16 protein-coding genes are annotated in these 17,378 nt (G+C 35.9%); 13 read left to right on the forward strand and 3 right to left on the reverse strand.

What is annotated here, in order from left to right; translation table 11 throughout:
* The first annotated feature begins 214 nt into the window (after positions 1-214).
* Entirely contained in the window at positions 215-727 is a 513-nt protein-coding gene (locus NSS71_RS01785; RefSeq protein ID WP_047941516.1) for a DoxX family protein, read from the forward strand.
* 28 nt (positions 728-755) lie between these two features.
* Here NSS71_RS01785 and NSS71_RS01790 read toward each other — a convergent pair whose 3' ends face one another.
* Entirely contained in the window at positions 756-1,652 is an 897-nt protein-coding gene (locus tag NSS71_RS01790; RefSeq protein WP_047941517.1) for a LysR family transcriptional regulator, read from the reverse strand.
* Between the two features lie 127 nt (positions 1,653-1,779).
* Here NSS71_RS01790 and NSS71_RS01795 point away from each other — a divergent pair, with 127 nt between their 5' ends.
* The 9 genes from NSS71_RS01795 (at position 1,780) to NSS71_RS01835 (ending at position 10,561) form a co-directional block, all read left to right on the forward strand.
* Positions 1,780-3,048, forward strand: a complete 1,269-nt coding sequence (locus NSS71_RS01795; protein ID WP_341151260.1) for an APC family permease — start codon at positions 1,780-1,782, stop codon at positions 3,046-3,048.
* A gap of 78 nt (positions 3,049-3,126) precedes the next feature.
* Positions 3,127-3,804: a DUF554 domain-containing protein gene (locus NSS71_RS01800; RefSeq protein ID WP_341151261.1), complete on the forward strand. Its 678-nt coding sequence runs from the start codon at positions 3,127-3,129 to the stop codon at positions 3,802-3,804.
* An 86-nt stretch (positions 3,805-3,890) separates the two neighbouring features.
* Positions 3,891-4,370, forward strand: a complete 480-nt coding sequence (locus tag NSS71_RS01805; RefSeq protein WP_341151262.1) for a pyridoxamine 5'-phosphate oxidase family protein — start codon at positions 3,891-3,893, stop codon at positions 4,368-4,370.
* Positions 4,371-4,636: 266 nt separating this feature from the next.
* Complete coding sequence (locus tag NSS71_RS01810) at positions 4,637-5,749, forward strand: ABC transporter ATP-binding protein (RefSeq protein WP_061799818.1); 1,113 nt, start codon at positions 4,637-4,639, stop codon at positions 5,747-5,749.
* Complete coding sequence (locus NSS71_RS01815; RefSeq protein WP_047941521.1) at positions 5,746-6,684, forward strand: carbohydrate ABC transporter permease; 939 nt, start codon at positions 5,746-5,748, stop codon at positions 6,682-6,684. Before NSS71_RS01810 ends, NSS71_RS01815 begins: the two co-directional genes overlap by 4 nt.
* Positions 6,681-7,499, forward strand: coding sequence for a carbohydrate ABC transporter permease (locus NSS71_RS01820; RefSeq protein WP_082138283.1), 819 nt, complete (start codon positions 6,681-6,683; stop codon positions 7,497-7,499). Before NSS71_RS01815 ends, NSS71_RS01820 begins: the two co-directional genes overlap by 4 nt.
* Before the next feature lie 47 nt (positions 7,500-7,546).
* Positions 7,547-8,884 (forward strand): ABC transporter substrate-binding protein, encoded by a 1,338-nt coding sequence (locus tag NSS71_RS01825; protein ID WP_095257774.1) that lies wholly within the window; start codon positions 7,547-7,549, stop codon positions 8,882-8,884.
* 74 nt (positions 8,885-8,958) lie between these two features.
* Complete coding sequence (locus NSS71_RS01830) at positions 8,959-9,720, forward strand: glycerophosphodiester phosphodiesterase (RefSeq protein ID WP_047941524.1); 762 nt, start codon at positions 8,959-8,961, stop codon at positions 9,718-9,720.
* A complete protein-coding gene (locus NSS71_RS01835) occupies positions 9,713-10,561 on the forward strand; it encodes a glycerophosphodiester phosphodiesterase family protein (protein ID WP_144544413.1) in 849 nt (282 codons plus the stop codon). Before NSS71_RS01830 ends, NSS71_RS01835 begins: the two co-directional genes overlap by 8 nt.
* Positions 10,562-10,626: 65 nt before the next feature.
* On the opposite strand, the gene NSS71_RS01840 is transcribed toward NSS71_RS01835, so the two are convergent.
* On the reverse strand, positions 10,627-11,871 hold the full coding sequence (locus NSS71_RS01840) for a helix-turn-helix domain-containing protein (protein WP_341151263.1): 1,245 nt from the start codon (positions 11,869-11,871) through the stop codon (positions 10,627-10,629).
* Positions 11,872-11,991: 120 nt separating this feature from the next.
* Here NSS71_RS01840 and NSS71_RS01845 point away from each other — a divergent pair, with 120 nt between their 5' ends.
* From NSS71_RS01845 to NSS71_RS01855, 3 genes are all read left to right on the forward strand, one after another.
* A complete protein-coding gene (locus NSS71_RS01845; RefSeq protein ID WP_061799812.1) occupies positions 11,992-13,284 on the forward strand; it encodes an MFS transporter in 1,293 nt (430 codons plus the stop codon).
* Positions 13,285-13,716: 432 nt separating this feature from the next.
* The gene (locus tag NSS71_RS01850; protein WP_341151264.1) at positions 13,717-16,083 is read left to right on the forward strand and encodes a polyprenyl synthetase family protein; all 2,367 of its coding nucleotides are present in this window, start codon (positions 13,717-13,719) and stop codon (positions 16,081-16,083) included.
* 39 nt (positions 16,084-16,122) lie between these two features.
* The gene (locus NSS71_RS01855) at positions 16,123-16,857 is read left to right on the forward strand and encodes an MBL fold metallo-hydrolase (RefSeq protein WP_061799683.1); all 735 of its coding nucleotides are present in this window, start codon (positions 16,123-16,125) and stop codon (positions 16,855-16,857) included.
* Positions 16,858-16,891: 34 nt separating this feature from the next.
* Here NSS71_RS01855 and NSS71_RS01860 read toward each other — a convergent pair whose 3' ends face one another.
* On the reverse strand, positions 16,892-17,365 hold the full coding sequence (locus tag NSS71_RS01860) for a GNAT family N-acetyltransferase (protein WP_061799677.1): 474 nt from the start codon (positions 17,363-17,365) through the stop codon (positions 16,892-16,894).
* Positions 17,366-17,378: the final 13 nt, after the last annotated feature.

A 17,378-nucleotide genomic window follows, 5' to 3' on the forward strand; every position in this document is an offset into this window, starting at 1 on the left:
ATTATGTTTCCTTATAGATAGTGATAATCATGTCCTTAGTTCACAACTTCGCCATAACTTTGTGAACTAAATGTGAAATACATCACAATATACTTTCTCATAGTGAAAATAGTGCTATTATATAAGTGTAGTAAGAAACAAACAAGATCTTGTAAAAGTAAATGTGAATCAATGAACAAACTAATAATTTATCATTCTAAGGAGATGGAGAGAAATGTTAGATTTATTAAGAAATAATAAAGTAGTTGCAGGAATTTTAGCTTTTATCCGAATTTATCTTGGTTATCAATTTATCCATGCAGGCTATGAAAAAATAACAAGTGGTGCCTTTGACGCAAGTGGATTTTTACAAGGGGCGATCGCAAACAGCACAGGTGAACACCCAGCAGTGCAAGGATGGTGGGCAGCATTCTTAGAACATGTAGCACTTCCGAATGCGGATTTATTCACTTTCTTAGTTCAATGGGGAGAATTATTAGTAGGGATTGCATTAATTCTCGGTTTATTCACAAGCTTTGCAACTTTAATGGGAATGGTCATGAACTTCGCATTCTTGTTCAGTGGAACAGTAAGCACAAACGGACAAATGATTTTACTAGCCATCTTCGTAATAGTGGCAGGAGCTAACGCTGGTAAATTTGGTCTAGACCGCTATGCAATGCCATATATCAAAAATCAAATAAATAACAGAAAAAATAAACATAAAAAAGAAGCAGCCGCTGTTTAAGGGGTCTAAAAGAGAGAGCCAGTTACAATTAGTAGCTGGCTTCTTTTTCAAATGCAGTTCTTTTTTCTTCTTCCTGTTTAAAATAAGCTTTTGCTTCTTCGATAAAATAATGGACGATTGGAGAAACCCATCTGCTTTTATGATAAAAAAGAAAGGAAGCGACTTGACCATGTTTCTTATCTAAACGCCGTGCAGATAATCGTCCCTCCTTTAATTCATTTTGAATGGTAATTTCCGGCACAAGAGCAAGTCCCAATCCACATTGTACACATTGCTTTATTGCCTCAATACTCCAAAATTCATGAAAAGAGGTTGGAGTAATATTTTCTTCCGCTATAAATTTATCAAAAATGGTCCGATAGGGGCAGTTGCTTTCCGAATAAAGAATGGAATTAGGCTGCATATGACTAGGGGAGGAAATGATACTCATATTTTCGTCTAACATTTTAATGGTTTCTAAGGAAGGATGCTTCTTGAATTCCAGATTAAGAAGCAAGGCAATATCTAAATCGCCAATCTCTACTAAATGCTGCAGTTCCTCGCATGTCCCCATTCGAACAGATAAATGAACATCCGGAAATTTCTCTTTATATGCCTGAATGATAGTAGGAAGACGGTAAACAGTTAATGATTCAGAAGCCCCAATCGTTATTTTTCCTTTTTTCATTCTCGAAGATTGATGCAGTTCTTTTGCTCCCTTATGCAGGCGCAGCATTTCATTTGCATAAGGAAGAAATGATTTGCCTAACTCTGTTAACGCAATGGATTTGCCGAGACGATCAAAAAGTGGGCCTTCTAGTTCCATCTCTAATGCTTGTATATGGGAAGTAATAGAGGATTGTGCATAGCCAAGCTGAGTAGCTGCCTTGGCAAAACCACCAGCTTCCACGATGGCCTTAAACGTTTGTAAATGGCGTATTTCCATATAGTATCCTCCTGTTATCGGTATAATCGATATTGTTTATCGTATATATCTATTTTACTGAATGATAAAAGACAAATACAATAGGAAATGAGAAATAATTAAAAAACATCAGGAATGGGGAAAAAGAATGAATCAAAGAAAAATTGGTTCCTTGACCTTAAGCGGGTTAATCATTGGACCGCTATTAGGATCAGGAATTATTTTATTGCCAACTATTATTTATGAAAATATCGGAAACTATGCAATCTTTGCCTGGTTCATTATGTCCATCATTGGCATATGTTTTGCATATGTCTGCGGAGAGTTAATAATACAGTTTCCAGGGGAAGAAGGGCTTGGTACTGCCATGGAAAAAGCATTTGGAGCAAAAATAAAAAATCTTTCATCTGTTTTTCTTATGATTGCTGCTTTGATGGGACCAGTCGCAGTGATGATGACAGCAGCTGAATATATTCAAACCTGGCTATTTTCAGGCAATATCAAAGTAGAATGGATTGCGTTTGTTTTACTCATCATGAACGGGTTGATACTGTTATTTCGTCTGAATTTTCTTGGGAAATTGTCTTTTATCATCTCTACATTTGCCGTATTGATATTAGTAAGTGGTAGTGTCTTTTCTTTAATAAACCATCCTTCTGACACTTGGGATTATCCTGTATTTCATTATTCTTCCTTTGGTTATAGTCTCTTATTGCTTTTTTGGACAATAGTCGGCTGGGAGATTGTTGGGAATTATTCTAGTGAAGTGAAAAATCCAAAAACAACCATTCGGAGAGCGATCTTTTTTAGTGCGGCTGTCATTTTGGTTGTTAATTTAGTCCTTTCTGCTGCTGTTCAGTGGACAACATATACAGGTACGTTTACCATTCGTTTAACGGGGATTATGTATCCATTGTTTGGGCAGCTGTCTATTGGCTTATTGGCAATCGTCGCAACAGGACTTTGTATAACAACACATTTAATGGTTGTTGGTGGAGTAGCAAGACTAATAGCATCGTTATCAAAACCTATTTCCTCTCTCCATTTTCTAACTAAAAAGTTCTCTAATGGAGCACCATATAAAGCAATTGGTTTGCTTGTTTTTATCCATCTTCTGTTTGCCTTTTTAGTCTTATTAAAATTAGTGTCAGTAGAACAACTTGTCAGCTTGGCAAATGCCTTTTTCATTGCTAATGCTCTAATTGGTCTCTGTGCAGCAATTAAGTTATTAAAAAAACCGTTGTTAAAAGGAATGGCCATTATGTTAAGTATCCTGTTTGCCATCTTGCTATTACGCTCTTCCATTATTGCATTAGTCATTATCCTTATTTTAACTGGATTATTTAACGGCTGGCACAAAAGAGAATTAACCCGCAAGAAAAGAGTGATGTACGATAAAAAAATGACCAAAATGTAGGCAAGATAAGATAAAATGGCTTATATAGTGAGTGACCGTATGCTATTCATTAAATATAAAGCCAAGGAGAAAAAGAAATTGATTGGAACATTATTTAACTGTTTTATGATTTTAGCAGGGTGCATGATAGGCAGTTTTTTGAAAAAGGGAATTAAAGAGGAGTATCAGGATATTTTAATGCAGGCAATGGGACTTGCTGCAACTGCACTTGGAATCCATTCCATTGTTCAATACATGCCAGACAGCAAATATCCTGTTCTGTTTATAGTCAGTCTAGCTATTGGTGGTTTGATTGGCGAAAGGTTAGATATAGAAAATGCTTTTAAACGAATTGTAGGCAAATTCTCGAAGGGGAATCTGGCAGAGGGATTATCGACTGCGATTTTACTTTTTTGTGCAGGGACTTTATCAATCTTAGGACCAATTGAAAGTGCATTAAGAGGGAATCATACTTATCTATTTACAAATGCCATTTTAGATGGCGTCACATCGATTGTTCTATCATCGACCTTTGGATTAGGAATTGCTGTTTCGGCACTCGTCTTATTTGTGTGGCAAGGCTTTTTTTACATAACAGCTGGCTTGCTTGCAAACTTTTTAACGTCTGAATTATTAGCAGAAATATCGATTATTGGCGGAATTCTTATCCTTAGTTCAGGACTTAGCATACTAGGATTAAAAAAATTCAAGACCTTAAATCTGTTGCCGTCTTTGTTAATACCAGCAATTTGGTTTATGATTCTAAAGCTTTTTTAAACAAGCGAATTTTGTCTAAATCACTTTTGATTAAAAGTTTTTTATAAGGGTAATATACTTTTAAAACAGTTCAAGAGGTGATTATAATGGAAAACACAACTAGACAAGAAGAACTTGAAACGTTAAGAGGACTGATTAAAGATGTCGATACAGCCATGTTAACAACCGTTTCAGAAGAAGGGCTAGTTTCTCGTCCAATGAAAACGCAGGAAGTAGAGTTTGATGGTGATTTATGGTTTATAACAAAGAAAGATACCGATAAGTATGAAGAGATTCTACATGAAAATGAAGTGAATATTTCTTACGCAGGTAAATCCTATGTTTCGATAAGAGGTAGAGCGGAAATTGTAGAGGATATTGCAAAGAAAAAAGAGTTATGGAGTAAGGCCTACGAAAAAATCATGAAAGCGTCTTACGACGATCCGAATGTCGTCTTGATTAAAATAAAGGCAGAAGCAGCAGAATATTGGGATACCAGCTTTACAAAAAACATTGTTTATTTTTATAAAAGACTAGCAGGCAAAGAAGCGGAAAACACAGACATTAACGAAACAATTGAATTATAAGGAACCAAAAAAGCTCAGAGAAAATCTGAGCTTTTTTATATGCAGAGAAATGGGGACGGTTCTGCTGAGGGCAGAAATAGAAATAAGGAGAACCGTCCTCCCTGTATTTGTTAGTAAAGAAAATTAAAAAAATATGAAGAGTGTAAAGCGAACTTGAAGTTTGTCAAAGGATTATTAGGTGTTTGTTAATGATTGGTAAATTTGGCTATTTCGTTAAATTTGTATGGTTAAATAGGGATGTAATTCAATTGGGGAGGGGTTTGTTAGTGATTGCAGTAGAATTGAAGGACATTTCAAAATCATATGATAGACAAAAATCGGTAATTGATCAGATAAGTCTTTCCATAGAAGAAGGGGAATTTTTTGTGCTAGTTGGTCCATCAGGATCTGGGAAAAGTACATTATTACGAATGATTGCGGGTCTTGAAGAAATTTCTGGGGGCGTATTGAAGATGAATAATAAGATTGTCAATCACCTGCCTCCAAAGGAACGCAATTTATCTATGGTCTTTCAAAATTATGCCTTATATCCACATTTAACGGTTGAACAAAATATTCTCTTTGGTTTACGTGCCAAAAAAATAGACAAGTTAGAACAGCAAAAAAGACTACAGGAAACTGCTGAGATGATGGGATTAATGGATCTATTAAAACGTAAGCCGAAGCAATTATCTGGCGGTCAAAGGCAGCGGGTAGCTCTTGCTAGATCTGTTGTCAGTGAAGCTCCAATTTGTTTAATGGATGAGCCGCTTTCTAATTTAGATGCAAAGCTCCGCGCGCACATGAGAATAGAAATCCGCCGGTTACAAAAGAAGCTGGGCTTAACGATGATTTATGTAACCCATGATCAAGTCGAAGCCATGACAATGGGGGATCGAATCATGGTTTTAAATGATGGGAAAATCCAACAAGTAGGCGAACCGATTACTTTATATAATCAGCCAGCCAATTTGTTTGTAGCTTCTTTTATCGGTTCCCCGAAGATTAATTTAAGTAAAGGGAAAATAATAGATTATAAATTAGTGTTGGAGAGTGGGTTGCAAATTACTATGGATAAAGAAGAAATGTTAGCACTGTTGTCCTATCCAAATTTAACGATGGGGATAAGAGCGGAACATATTTTGCCAGCAGCTCCAGAAGAGAAAACACATACTTTAGAGGTTATCAATGTGGAGCAGTTAGGAAATGAAACGCTGTTAACCTTTGAAGTGGGTAAGGAGCTTTGGACAGCTAAATGGTTAGGGCAATGGCGGATTCAAGCAGGAGATCATGTACCAGTTCAGTTGTCCTCTAAGAATATTTGCTTTTTCGATTCTGAATCGGGAGCATTGATTCGACCAGCAATTGCAGCCAAAGAACAAGAGGTTGTTGGACTATGAGTGAGGTTGTATATCGGCAGGAAGTGGAACCTTCCATTGATTTTATAAAAGAAAAAAAGAAGCAGCGGTTACAGTATTGGCTGAAAGGAATGCTATTTCTATTACCTTCTATTCTATTATTTAGTGTTTTCTTATTTTATCCATTAGGAAGAACTATCTTTTTAAGTTTTTTCTTAACGGATAATCGAGGTGACCCAACAGTCTTTGTAGGGCTGGAGAATTACTTAGAAATTTTCAAATCTGCTATTTTCCTGCAAAGTTTAAAGTCAACCTTTCTTTTTGCTTTATACACAGTTCCAGGATCGATTATCGTCAGCTTATTCCTAGCGATTCTTGCAAATGAAAAGTTACGTGGAATTGGTGTTTTTCGAACCGTTTTTTCCTCTTCCATGGGGATTTCAGTTGCGGCAGCTTCTGTATTTTGGATGTTCTTATTTCATCCGACAATTGGGTGGCTGAACCGTATTGTAAAAACATTTGGCTTAGAGCCAATTGGGTGGCTGACCGATCCTAATTGGGCGCTTTTTTCTGTATCTATTTCTACCATTTGGATGAATGTCGGATTTACCTTCTTAATTTTATTAGGTGGACTTCAATCGATTGATTCTTATCTCTATGAAAGTGCAGATATAGACGGAGCCGGCTACTTTTATAAATTGAGACGAATTACGATTCCGATGCTTTCTCCCACTTTATTTTTTGTACTGACTGTCACATTAATAAATGCCTTTCAAACATTCGGTCAAGTAGATATGTTAACAAGAGGTGGACCGCAAAATGAAACGAATTTAATCGTTTATTCTATCTATCAAGAGGCGTTTATGAATTACCAGTATGGAACAGCAAGTGCACAAGCAATTATTCTATTTGTCATCATTCTGGTTCTCACTATTATTCAATTTAAGCTTGGGGAAAGGAAGGTCCATTATCAGTGACATTGCCAATTCATAAAAAAATTATCTTTTACATCTTCTTAATCGTTTCGGCACTGCTCATTTTTTCGCCAGCTATAATCGCTTTTCTAATGAGCTTTATGTCTTCACAGGATATTATGACAGGAAAAATAATTCCAACCGGATTAACATTGGACAATTATATAAAAGTGTTTGAACGCTTTCCCTTAATGCAATATTTATTAAATAGTTTTGTCGTTTCCCTTGTTATTATGCTCGGACAATTAATACTTGCTAGTTTAGCTGCTTATGCATTTGTCTTTTTAGAGTTTAAAGGGAGAGATGTAATCTTCTTTATCTTTATTGCAACCATGATGGTGCCATTTGAAGCATCCATCATCCCAAACTTTCAAACGATAAGGAATCTAAACTGGCTGGATCATTATAATGGTTTAACCATTCCGTTTTTTGCAACAGCCTTTGGTACGTTTCTCTTACGGCAAAATTTTAAACAAATTCCCAAAGAACTTAAGGAAGCAAGTGAAATTGCGGGAATTGGGGATCTTAAATTTTATTTAACGGTTGTTCTGCCAATGGCGAAAACGAGTTTGATTACACTAGGTGTGTATGGCTTTGTTACTTCTTGGAATATGTATTTATGGCCACTACTGGCCACAACAAATGATAGTGTACGTACTGTTCAAATAGGGTTAAGACAGCTTCAATCACAAGAACAGTTAAATGAATGGGGCATTATTATGGCAGGAGCAATTATTGTGGTTCTGCCAACATTAATCCTATTATTTTTAGGCCAGAAAAAGCTTCAAAAGGGATTAACAGAAGGAGCTTTAAAATAATTTTTTCACAATATTTAACTATAAGATATTTGGGGAGTGTGGGGAAAATGAAGAAAACAAAACAGTTATTCAGTATATTCATGCTATCAATCGTTTTATTTATGGCAGGCTGCAGCAATAATGCAGAATCCTCTACTAGTGGTGAAAAACAGGAAGGACCGACTACGGTTACATTCTGGCATTCCATGGGCGGAGCAGCTCAAGAAGCATTGAATAGTATTGTAGAGGAATACAACAGTTCGCAGGATAAGGTGAAAATCAATGCAGAATATCAAGGTACATATGATGAGGCATTAACAAAATTTCATACAGTTGCAGGGACAGAAAGTGCGCCAACTATGATGCAGGTTTTTGAAATCGGCACAAAATCGATGATTAATAGTGGATTTGTGGAACCAATTCAGACACTCATTGATGAAGATGGTTATGATATGAGCGGTTTAGAAGAAAATATCACAAACTACTATAAAATTGATGACACTTTTTATTCGATGCCATTTAACTCTTCTACACCAGTTATGTATTACAACAAGGATGCTTTTAAAGCAGCAGGTCTAGATCCCGAGAAAGCTCCCGCAACATTTGAGGAGGTAGAAGAAGCTGGAAAAGCGATAACAAAAGCAAACCCAGAAATGAAAGGATTTGCCCTCCAAGCATACGGTTGGTTATATGAGCAATTATTAGCTAACCAAGGTGCTTTATTAATGAATAATGATAATGGACGAACAGAAACACCAACAGAAATTGGTTTTACGGATGAACAAGGAAAATCGATTTTTCAATGGGTAAAACGAATGATTGATGCTAAAACCTTTGCTAATTATGGTACGAATGGTGACAACATGGTAGCAGGATTCCTTGCAGGAGATGTTGCAATGTTTATGCAATCTTCGGCTAGTGCCAGAGATGTCATTGATAATGCGCCATTTGATGTAGGTGTTGCTTTTATTCCCCATCCAGAAGCTGTAGAAAGACAAGGTGTGGTTATAGGTGGAGCAAGTCTGTGGATGATGAAAGATAAGAGTGATGAGGAGAAAAAAGCGGCCTGGGAATTCATGAAGTACTTACAAACAAAAGAAGTTCAAGCGAAGTGGCATGTTGGCACAGGATATTTTGCTATTAATCCAGATGCGTATAGTGAACAAGTTGTAACAGAAGCATATCAGAAAATGCCACAATTAAAAGTTACAGTGGAGCAATTACAGTCTACTAAGTCTTCTTATGCTACACAAGGTGCTTTAATGGATATGATTCCAGAGGGACGTCGCGTTAGCGAAACAGCACTTGAGACAGTTTATAACGGTGGAGATGTCGAGGAGACGTATAGCAATATGGTAAAACAATTTAATGAAGCAATTGAAAAGGCGAATCGAGCTAGAAAATAATAGATAGTTTAGGAAACAGATTAATTTTTATACTAGTTAGTCTGTTTCTTTGCTATTAAAAAGGAGAGGGAAGCATGAATCAAACCAAAGTTTACGGACACAGAGGCGCAAAAGGCAGGTTTCCTGAAAATACACTTCTCGGTTTTCAACAAGCGATACTACAAGGAGTAGATGGAATTGAATTAGATATCCATCTGACAAAGGATGGGGAAGTAGTTGTTATTCATGATGAATTTTTAAATCGCACAACCGACGGAATTGGCTTTGTAAAATCCTATACACTAGAAGAGCTTAAACAGTTTAGTGCGGGAAGTAAATTTTCTTCCCTTCCTGATTATGAAGAAAGCTGGATTGCAGAAAAAGTGCCTACATTAAAAGAGGTATTACAGTTGCTTGCTCCATACGATATCGAATTAAATATTGAGCTTAAAACTTATACATTTGCATATGAAGGAATTGAAGAAAAGACTCTAGCGCTTGTGAAGCAATTTGGAAATGGGCGGAAGATTGTTTATTCTTCTTTTCATTTGCCGACTTTGTTAAGAATAAAGGGATTGGATCCATCTGCATCGATTGCCTGGCTATTAAATCAATTCATTTCCAACCCTCTTGATTATATAAAAAGCTTGGAATTAGAGGCTTTGCATCTCCATAAAGAAATGGTGATTGATAACTTAAAAGATTGGCAGGAATTAAGAAAGCATGTAAGAGTATGGACAGTAAACAAAAAGGAAGAGTTGACTAATCTTATCGATGCAGAAGTAGAATCTATTATTACTGATTATCCAGAAATGGCCATAGCGATAAGACAAGAAAGGGCTGTGTCTGTTGAGTAAATTCTTAAATAGAAGCATCCTCTTGCTGATTTTAATTATCTCCCTTTCTGCTTGCGGAAATAATCAGTCAGTACAAACTATGGTCAGTCCATCTGTGACAGAACACGAAGAAACTCCAAGGGTAATCGCACATAGAGGGGCAAATGAATGGTACAACGAGAGTACCATTACTGCCTATCAAATAGCAGCTCAATCTGGCGTAGATTCATTAGAAATAGATTTAAGAATGACAAAGGATGGCGAGTTAGTTGCCATGCATGATGATACAATCGATCGGACTACAAATGGCAAAGGGAAGGTTTCTGATTACACATTAGAAGAACTAAGGGCGTTTCAAACAATCGAATCGGATAATAGGAAAGAGATAAAGGAAAAAATTCCTACATTAAAGGAAATAATCGATACTTTTCAAGATACACAAAAGTACTATATTGAGACAAGGCTCGTTGATGGAAAACTAACAATGGAAGAAAAACTAATTCAGCTATTAAAAAAGTATGAGCTTTTAGACAAAAATTTGGTAACGATCCAATCCTTTTCAGAAGAGAGTTTATTGAAAATTAAAGAAATGGCACCAGCTACTGAATTAGCACTTCTTTTTCGCAAAGGCTCTTTTTCCCTAGAAAAAGCTAGTACGGTTGATTTTCCTATCATCGGCATAGAGTCTACAGATATTACAAAAGAGGTGGTAGACGAATTACATAAAAAGGAAAAAGAGGTACATGTCTATTTTACGAATAAGAAAACACAAAAAGTGGAACAAGAACGAGTTCACGAATTTGGAGTGGATGGCTATTTCACCGACTTTATTCATTTTACGAAAGAGATTTTAGCCATATAAAAAAGGGAAAATGGGTGTGAAGGAATTTATTCACGCCCATTTTTATTTTTATAAATATTACATAGTTAGCTTAAACAAATGTTTTTATATGTTTCGTTACATAGAGTCTTAAATATAGAGTCAGGCAGCGGGAAATAGCAGTCATAAGCAATTTTTGCATAATCTCGCGCTTTATCGATATTATTAAGTTCCTTATAACAAAGAGCAATAAATATATCTTTGGTAAAATAAATAGCTTGGTCAACAGGATGGTTAGTATGTTTTGGTACATAAATTGTTTTTAAAATGTGGAGTGCTTCTGAATATGCCTTAGCAAAATACATCGCTTTTCCCTTTTGAAGCATATTCCAATTATCACCGGTTACTTTTTGAGTGTTTTCGTCAAAAGTTAAATATTGATCAATGATAGGCATTGCTTGATGGTATTCTCCCTTTACATGCAGTAAGTATTCCACATAAATTACATCACAGAGTTCTTCAAAAATTTTATCTTCTACAAATTCACCATATTGCTTTAGTTTTTTTAGGTAGTAATGAAATTTTTCTTCATCTCCCACTAGCAAGGCAACCACTGTAGCAAGCTTATAGATATCGTCTATTTTGTAGTAGAGTTTTTCTTTTCTCGAGTATTCCAATGCGCTTTCCACTGCTTCTGAAGTTGCTTTTATGTCTCCGATTGCTGAATATAAGGCAGCGATATGATAATCCATAGTGACTTTAGTCATAGGATCTATCTTTATATGGGTTGTTTCAATATGATGTCGTTCTTCCAAATAACATTGTAAAGCGTCTTGATAGCGGTGTTCCAAATAAAAGTTTATTCCTCTGAAGAATGCAATGTTTGCCCGATTAGCAGTAAGATTAAGCAAATCATAAATTAATGCTGCTTTATCACAATATAATGTCCATTCCTTTTTATTCAGACAAAATAGACTGCGGCTATAAATTTCCAATAAGCGAGCTGATTCATAGCTTTCATTCAAATTAGAGATATAGGGCTCAATTAAGGCGGTCAGTTTGGAGCATTGTTCTATGGTTTCCTCAGAGTGTTTAAAATAAATACGAAATTCTTCATGTATCTTTTCTGCTTCCTCTAATACTTTTCTTAATTCAACAATACTTACCTTTTCTAATAACTCTGATATATCAACGCCTAGTCTCTCCGCAATATATTCCAAACTCTCCATAGAAGGGCGCGCTTTATTATTCTCAATTTGACTAAGCATGCCTTTGGTTAATTTCTCTCCAGCTAATGCCTCTAGGGTCATTTTTCTTTGTTTTCGTAATGTGCGAATGCGTTCGCCTAGCATAATCGTACAACTCCTTCTTTCGATAGTTTAATTATATTAAACTTTTCCTTGAAAGGAAAGTTTTGGTGTGATATGATTTGTTTAATTTAATTAAACTTTTTGAAGGGGGACGAGGTTTTGGTGAAAGAATATTCGTTAGAAAAGAGAGCGGCCTACCATTTATGGACATTTGTCAGTAGTAAATTAATTGCCACAGCTGGGTCACAAATTTATACATTTGCAATTAGTTTATATATTTTGCATTTAACTGGCTCTTCGATGAGTTTTGCCGTAAATATGTTATGCAATATTTTGCCGCGGACACTTGTAGCACCTTTTGCTGGGTCTATTATTGATAGATATCCTCGTAAACATATTGCGATTACAGCGCAAACTGTCTCTACCATATCTATTGGTGGATTGCTGCTTTACAGTGTCACGATAGGATTATCTTTACCTGCTATTTATACAACATCTTGTATTTTATCTATTACCTCGATGTTTGCGAGCAATGCTTTTACTTCTTCTTTAACAGGATTAGTTGATGAAAGCCGCATTCAAAAAGCGTCTTCCATGAATCAAATTGCCGTTTCCATTGCGCAAATTGCCAGTCCTGCTATCGGTGGAATATTATTCGGTCTTGTCTCCATGTCTGTCTTTTTAACAATTTTTCTGATTGCTTCGTTGATTGCTGTTGTACTTGATTCCACGATGAATTTTACATTGTTTGAAAAGGAAAAAGAAAAGGCAGAACAACAGGAAACGGTTTGGATGAGTTTGAAGGCAGGATTAGTTTATGTTAAGAATCAGCCGCTATTAGTAGCTATTATTAGTATTAGTCTTATCGTCAATTTTATTTTTACTGCTTTTAATATTGGTTTCCCATATGTAGTGAATACAAAGCTACATATGCCATCTGTCCAATTTGGAATGGTAGAAGGTGCTTTTGCTGTTGGAACTTTATTGCTATCTATTTATCTTTCATTAGGAAAGGAATTTAAACAACCCTTCCAAGTAAGTAAAATAGGAATTATAGTGCTAGGAATATTAATGGCAGCTGCAGCTATTCCAATCTTCATTCCGATGCCGGCAGTCTCTATATTTATCTTTTACTTTATGCTAATGTTTTTGTTTGGATCTGTTAATATACTGGTTAATATCCCAATAATGGTATTAATGCAAAAGAAGATTGCGAATGAATATAAAGGAAGGGTTTTTACTATATTAGAGACATTTGCAATGGGAATGATGCCGGTTGGAACACTTATATTTGGTGTGTTATATGATTATGTTCCTGCACAATGGATTCTCTTGATAGCTGGTGCCTTATTGATTATATCTGTATTCATTCTTGCAAGGCCATCTGTGATGGAAAAGGCCGCAGAATCAGGGGATACAGTTCCGGTAACCAAACATAGAGCAACTTCTGTATAATAATGAAGTAAATTTCTACAGTTTCGTACTCAAAGTATTCTGCGATGAACCATGGTTTGCTGGCTTCTGATGGAGTAAAAGCTTTATCCAACAGAAGAAGCAAGAATGAATAAAATCTTCGATATTTATGCGAAAAAAGCAAAGGGAATATGGAAGCATTGTATGGAAAGTAATAAAGTGTTTGCTAATAAATCTAGCTATTGTCAGAGACATTTTTAAGATAATCGGGAATAAAAAGGGAACAGATAAAAAGCTGCATCCAAAAATCAAACTCTTTATACTAAGACTCTCCTTCCATAATAGGAGAGTTTTTTTCTATGGTATATATAAGATTAATAGGAGATAATGAATATTCTAGTTATAATAAAGAGGAAAGCTGATTATATTAGATTAGTTAAATGAACTTTAAGTAAAAGCAGAGGTAATGTTCATATGGATAAAAAGGTAAAAGATAAAAAAAAGGAGGAATATCGATCGGCAGAGGACAAAGCTGCTCGTTACTTCGAATCCCTTCAAAAGCAGTTAGTGGATAAGGCTTATGTGTTGCGCTTAACGAGCGACTTTCAAACATGGAAAATAAACCATATTCATTCTCCATCCATCCTTAGTTATTTTTCCCGAAAAAAAAGAAAACCACGAGTAAAAGGATATCGCCCTTATATAGAGTGGTTAAACTATGCAGGCAAACTAGATAACTATTTGCATAGAAGTGTTTCCTATCTATATATGCGCGATTTAGGAAAGACGCTTTCTTCTCCTTTCACACAAGAAAGAGTTAATGAAGCAGTTGGAAAGGTGAAAAATTATTTATTAAAGAAAGAAACAAAGGAAGATAATTTTAGTGTCTCCAGTATATACAAATTAGCTAAAAAAGCTGCTGTTGAACATACAATGATTTGGGTTATGGAAAAGCTGAAACGAGTGACTTCACATATTCCTGCTGGGATGAGCGTGGAGCATGCCCAGCGGAAAATCTTGAAGATTCTTGCAGGGGTCTTGATGCACGAATTAGAAGAAAGAAGAACCATGGACCTTTCAGACGAAGAGCGCCAGCTGCGACTAGAAAAAGCTATTAAACTAGGCTTCTATTATGGATTGACCTATCCTTTAATTGATGATTTGCTTGATGCCCATATTTTATCACCGGAAGAGGAAGAACGCTATTCTGCTCTAATCCGAAGTACCTTAGAAACAGGGATAGTCCCACATTTTGGATTGTGGCATGGAGAAAATAAAGAGCTTATTTCCTTCATCCATAATGAGTTAAAAGAAGCATTTGAATATATGAAAAAACAGCATGATAATCAAACATGGGAGCTATTTTTAAATCAATCCTATATCTTTTTTCATTCACAAGAGGTCGACAGAAAAAAGAAATTGACTGTTAGCACATACTCTAATGAAGAAATATATATCCCTGTAATCCTTAAATCTTCTGCTTCGCGACAGATTGTTCGCTCGTTAATGAATGCACCTGAGGATGTAGGCTATGATCAAAGAACATTTTATTATGGAATTTATAATCAGCTGGCAGATGATTTAGCCGATATGTTTGAGAATAAAAAGGATGGTGCTGTAACGCCTTATACGTATTATCTCACCTATTATCAAACGAGAAAGGACTTACTTAATCCTTTTGAAATGTATTGGACCGTCATTTCTTATTTGATTCACGATGTATACCATTCTGATTTAAAAACCCAAGAAGTCTTATTAGACCGTGCAGTTAACGGATTAAAACGACTAAAGGAAAAATTGGGAAGTGAGAAATATAATGATTTAATGGGAATTCTCACAAAAGATTTTCCCGTCTTTAATCGATTATTACAGCAGATAGTGGAAAAATCAGATGATGTCGACTTTTTCGATAAGTTATTACGTGATCATATGATTAGTATTTTAAAGGAAAATCACAGAGAACAAGAAGCGTTTTCTGAAATGATTCAATCAAGCAGGGTATCTATCGATAATATGCTGCCAATTACAGAAAATGCACAATTGAAAAAAGATATCGTGACAGAAGCAGCAAATTATAGTCTTACTGGAAATGGGAAAAGATTACGGCCGGTTATTACTAGTTTTATCGGGGAAAAAGAATGGGGACTAGATAATGCCCAAATCGCCCCCCTGCTGCGGTCAGTGGAATATATGCATACAGCTTCTCTAATATTTGACGATTTGCCATCACAGGATAATGCCGCAATGAGGAGAGGACGACCAACGCTGCATGAAGTGTATGATACTGCAACAGCAGAATTAACTGGACTATTCCTGACACAAAAGGCAATAGAAGAACAAGCTAATTTACGTGGTTTTGATGAATCCAGGATATTACAGCTGATTCAGTATACAACGAAAGCTACTGCTGATATGTGTAAAGGCCAGATAATGGATCTAGAATCGCGAGGAAAAAAACTATCTCTTCAAGAGCTGAATACTCTTTGTTTTTATAAGACGGGAATTGGGTTCGAAGCAGCACTTGTCATGCCAGCCATTTTAGCGGTAGTTCCAGAAGAGGTTAAGGATTTGCTGAAGAAATATGCTTATCATGCTGGGATTGCATTTCAAATAAAGGATGATTTACTCGATGCAGAGGGAAGTAAAGAAATATTAGGAAAAGAGTCTGGAATGGACAAAGACAATAATACGTCCACTTTTGTAAGTGTGCTAGGTGTAGAAGGTGCCAGAAAGGAAATGTGGGAGCATTATAGTTTAGCATTAGATATAGTCGATGCTATACCGAAGAAGACTAATTTTTTGAGGTACTTAGTAGATTATATGGTCAATCGAAATCGGTAATAATAAATAGATATCGATTGTTTAAAGGAGAATAGTGTGATGAAAATTACCTTTTTAGGAAAATATGGAGGTTATCCTGGGAAAGAAAGTCCGACTTCTTCCTTCTTAATGGAGTCCGCTGGATTTCATTTATTGGTCGATTGTGGGAGCGGCGTGCTAGCAAAGATGCAATCCTATGTGGATTTAAAAGATTTAGATGCGTGCATTCTTTCCCATTATCATCATGATCATATCGCAGATGTAGGCGTGCTGCAATATGCTATGTTAGTGGAATCTATACTTGGAAATCGCGCAGCAACTTTCCCAATTTATGGACATAAACAGGATAGCAAGTTTGAGGAATTAACCAACGATATTTATACAGAAGGGCGAGAAATTTCTGTAGGAAAAATATCTAATATTGGACCGTTTACTATTTCTTTTTGTGAAACGATTCATCCTGCCTACTGTTTGGCAATGAAGATCCAAGCAAATGGCAAAACCATTCTTTACACTGCAGATACAGAGTGGAAGGATGAGTTAGTTGTTTTTGCGAAAAATGCGGATCTCTTAATAAGTGAAGCAAGTATATATAAAGAACAGTTCGGCGTGGTAAGAGGACATTTAACTGGTGAAGAAGCTGGAAAGTTAGCGGAACTTGCCGGTGTAAAGCAGCTTTTATTAACCCATCTTCCCCATTATGGAGAACAGGAAAAACTGGTGGAAGAAGCAAAAGAAATTTATAGTGGTCCCGTTCAGTTGGTATATCCAGGCATGGAAATAGATTTTAAATAGCAGTAAAAAAAGTGTTGGTTTCATTTAATTGAAATCAACACTTTTTTTTGCACGGATATATCATTTTTACAAATTCATATTCTCCACCATTAGTATACTGAAGGAATGTAGCTTCCTCTTTAAAGCCTGCCTTTTTGTATAATTTTATGGCTCGATCATTAAAGACGGCAACAGCCAAGGTGATAAAAGCTGGAGAAAAGCGTTCCTTTATATAAGTGATTCCAGTAGCTAAGAAGGTATAGCCAAGCCCTTGTCCTGTTAGGTCTGGCCTTAAACCAAGGCCTATATCAATGGTGTCGTTTTCTTCCTGATGGATACTAAAAAAGCCAATGAGTCGATTGTTTTCTGTAACAGCATAAACTGAGTCAGCTCTTTTATCCCTATCAAGAAATTCTGTTAAATCCTCTTCATCCGCTTCCATATTATAAAACGCATACTTTCCATCATAATGCCAGTTAAAAGCAATTTCCTCTGCTTGCTCTTGGGTAATAAGTTGAAATGAATACATAAAGAAAAACCTC

The sequence above is a fragment of the Niallia sp. FSL W8-0951 genome, assembly GCF_038006525.1.
Lineage (GTDB): Bacteria > Bacillota > Bacilli > Bacillales > Cytobacillaceae > Niallia > Niallia circulans.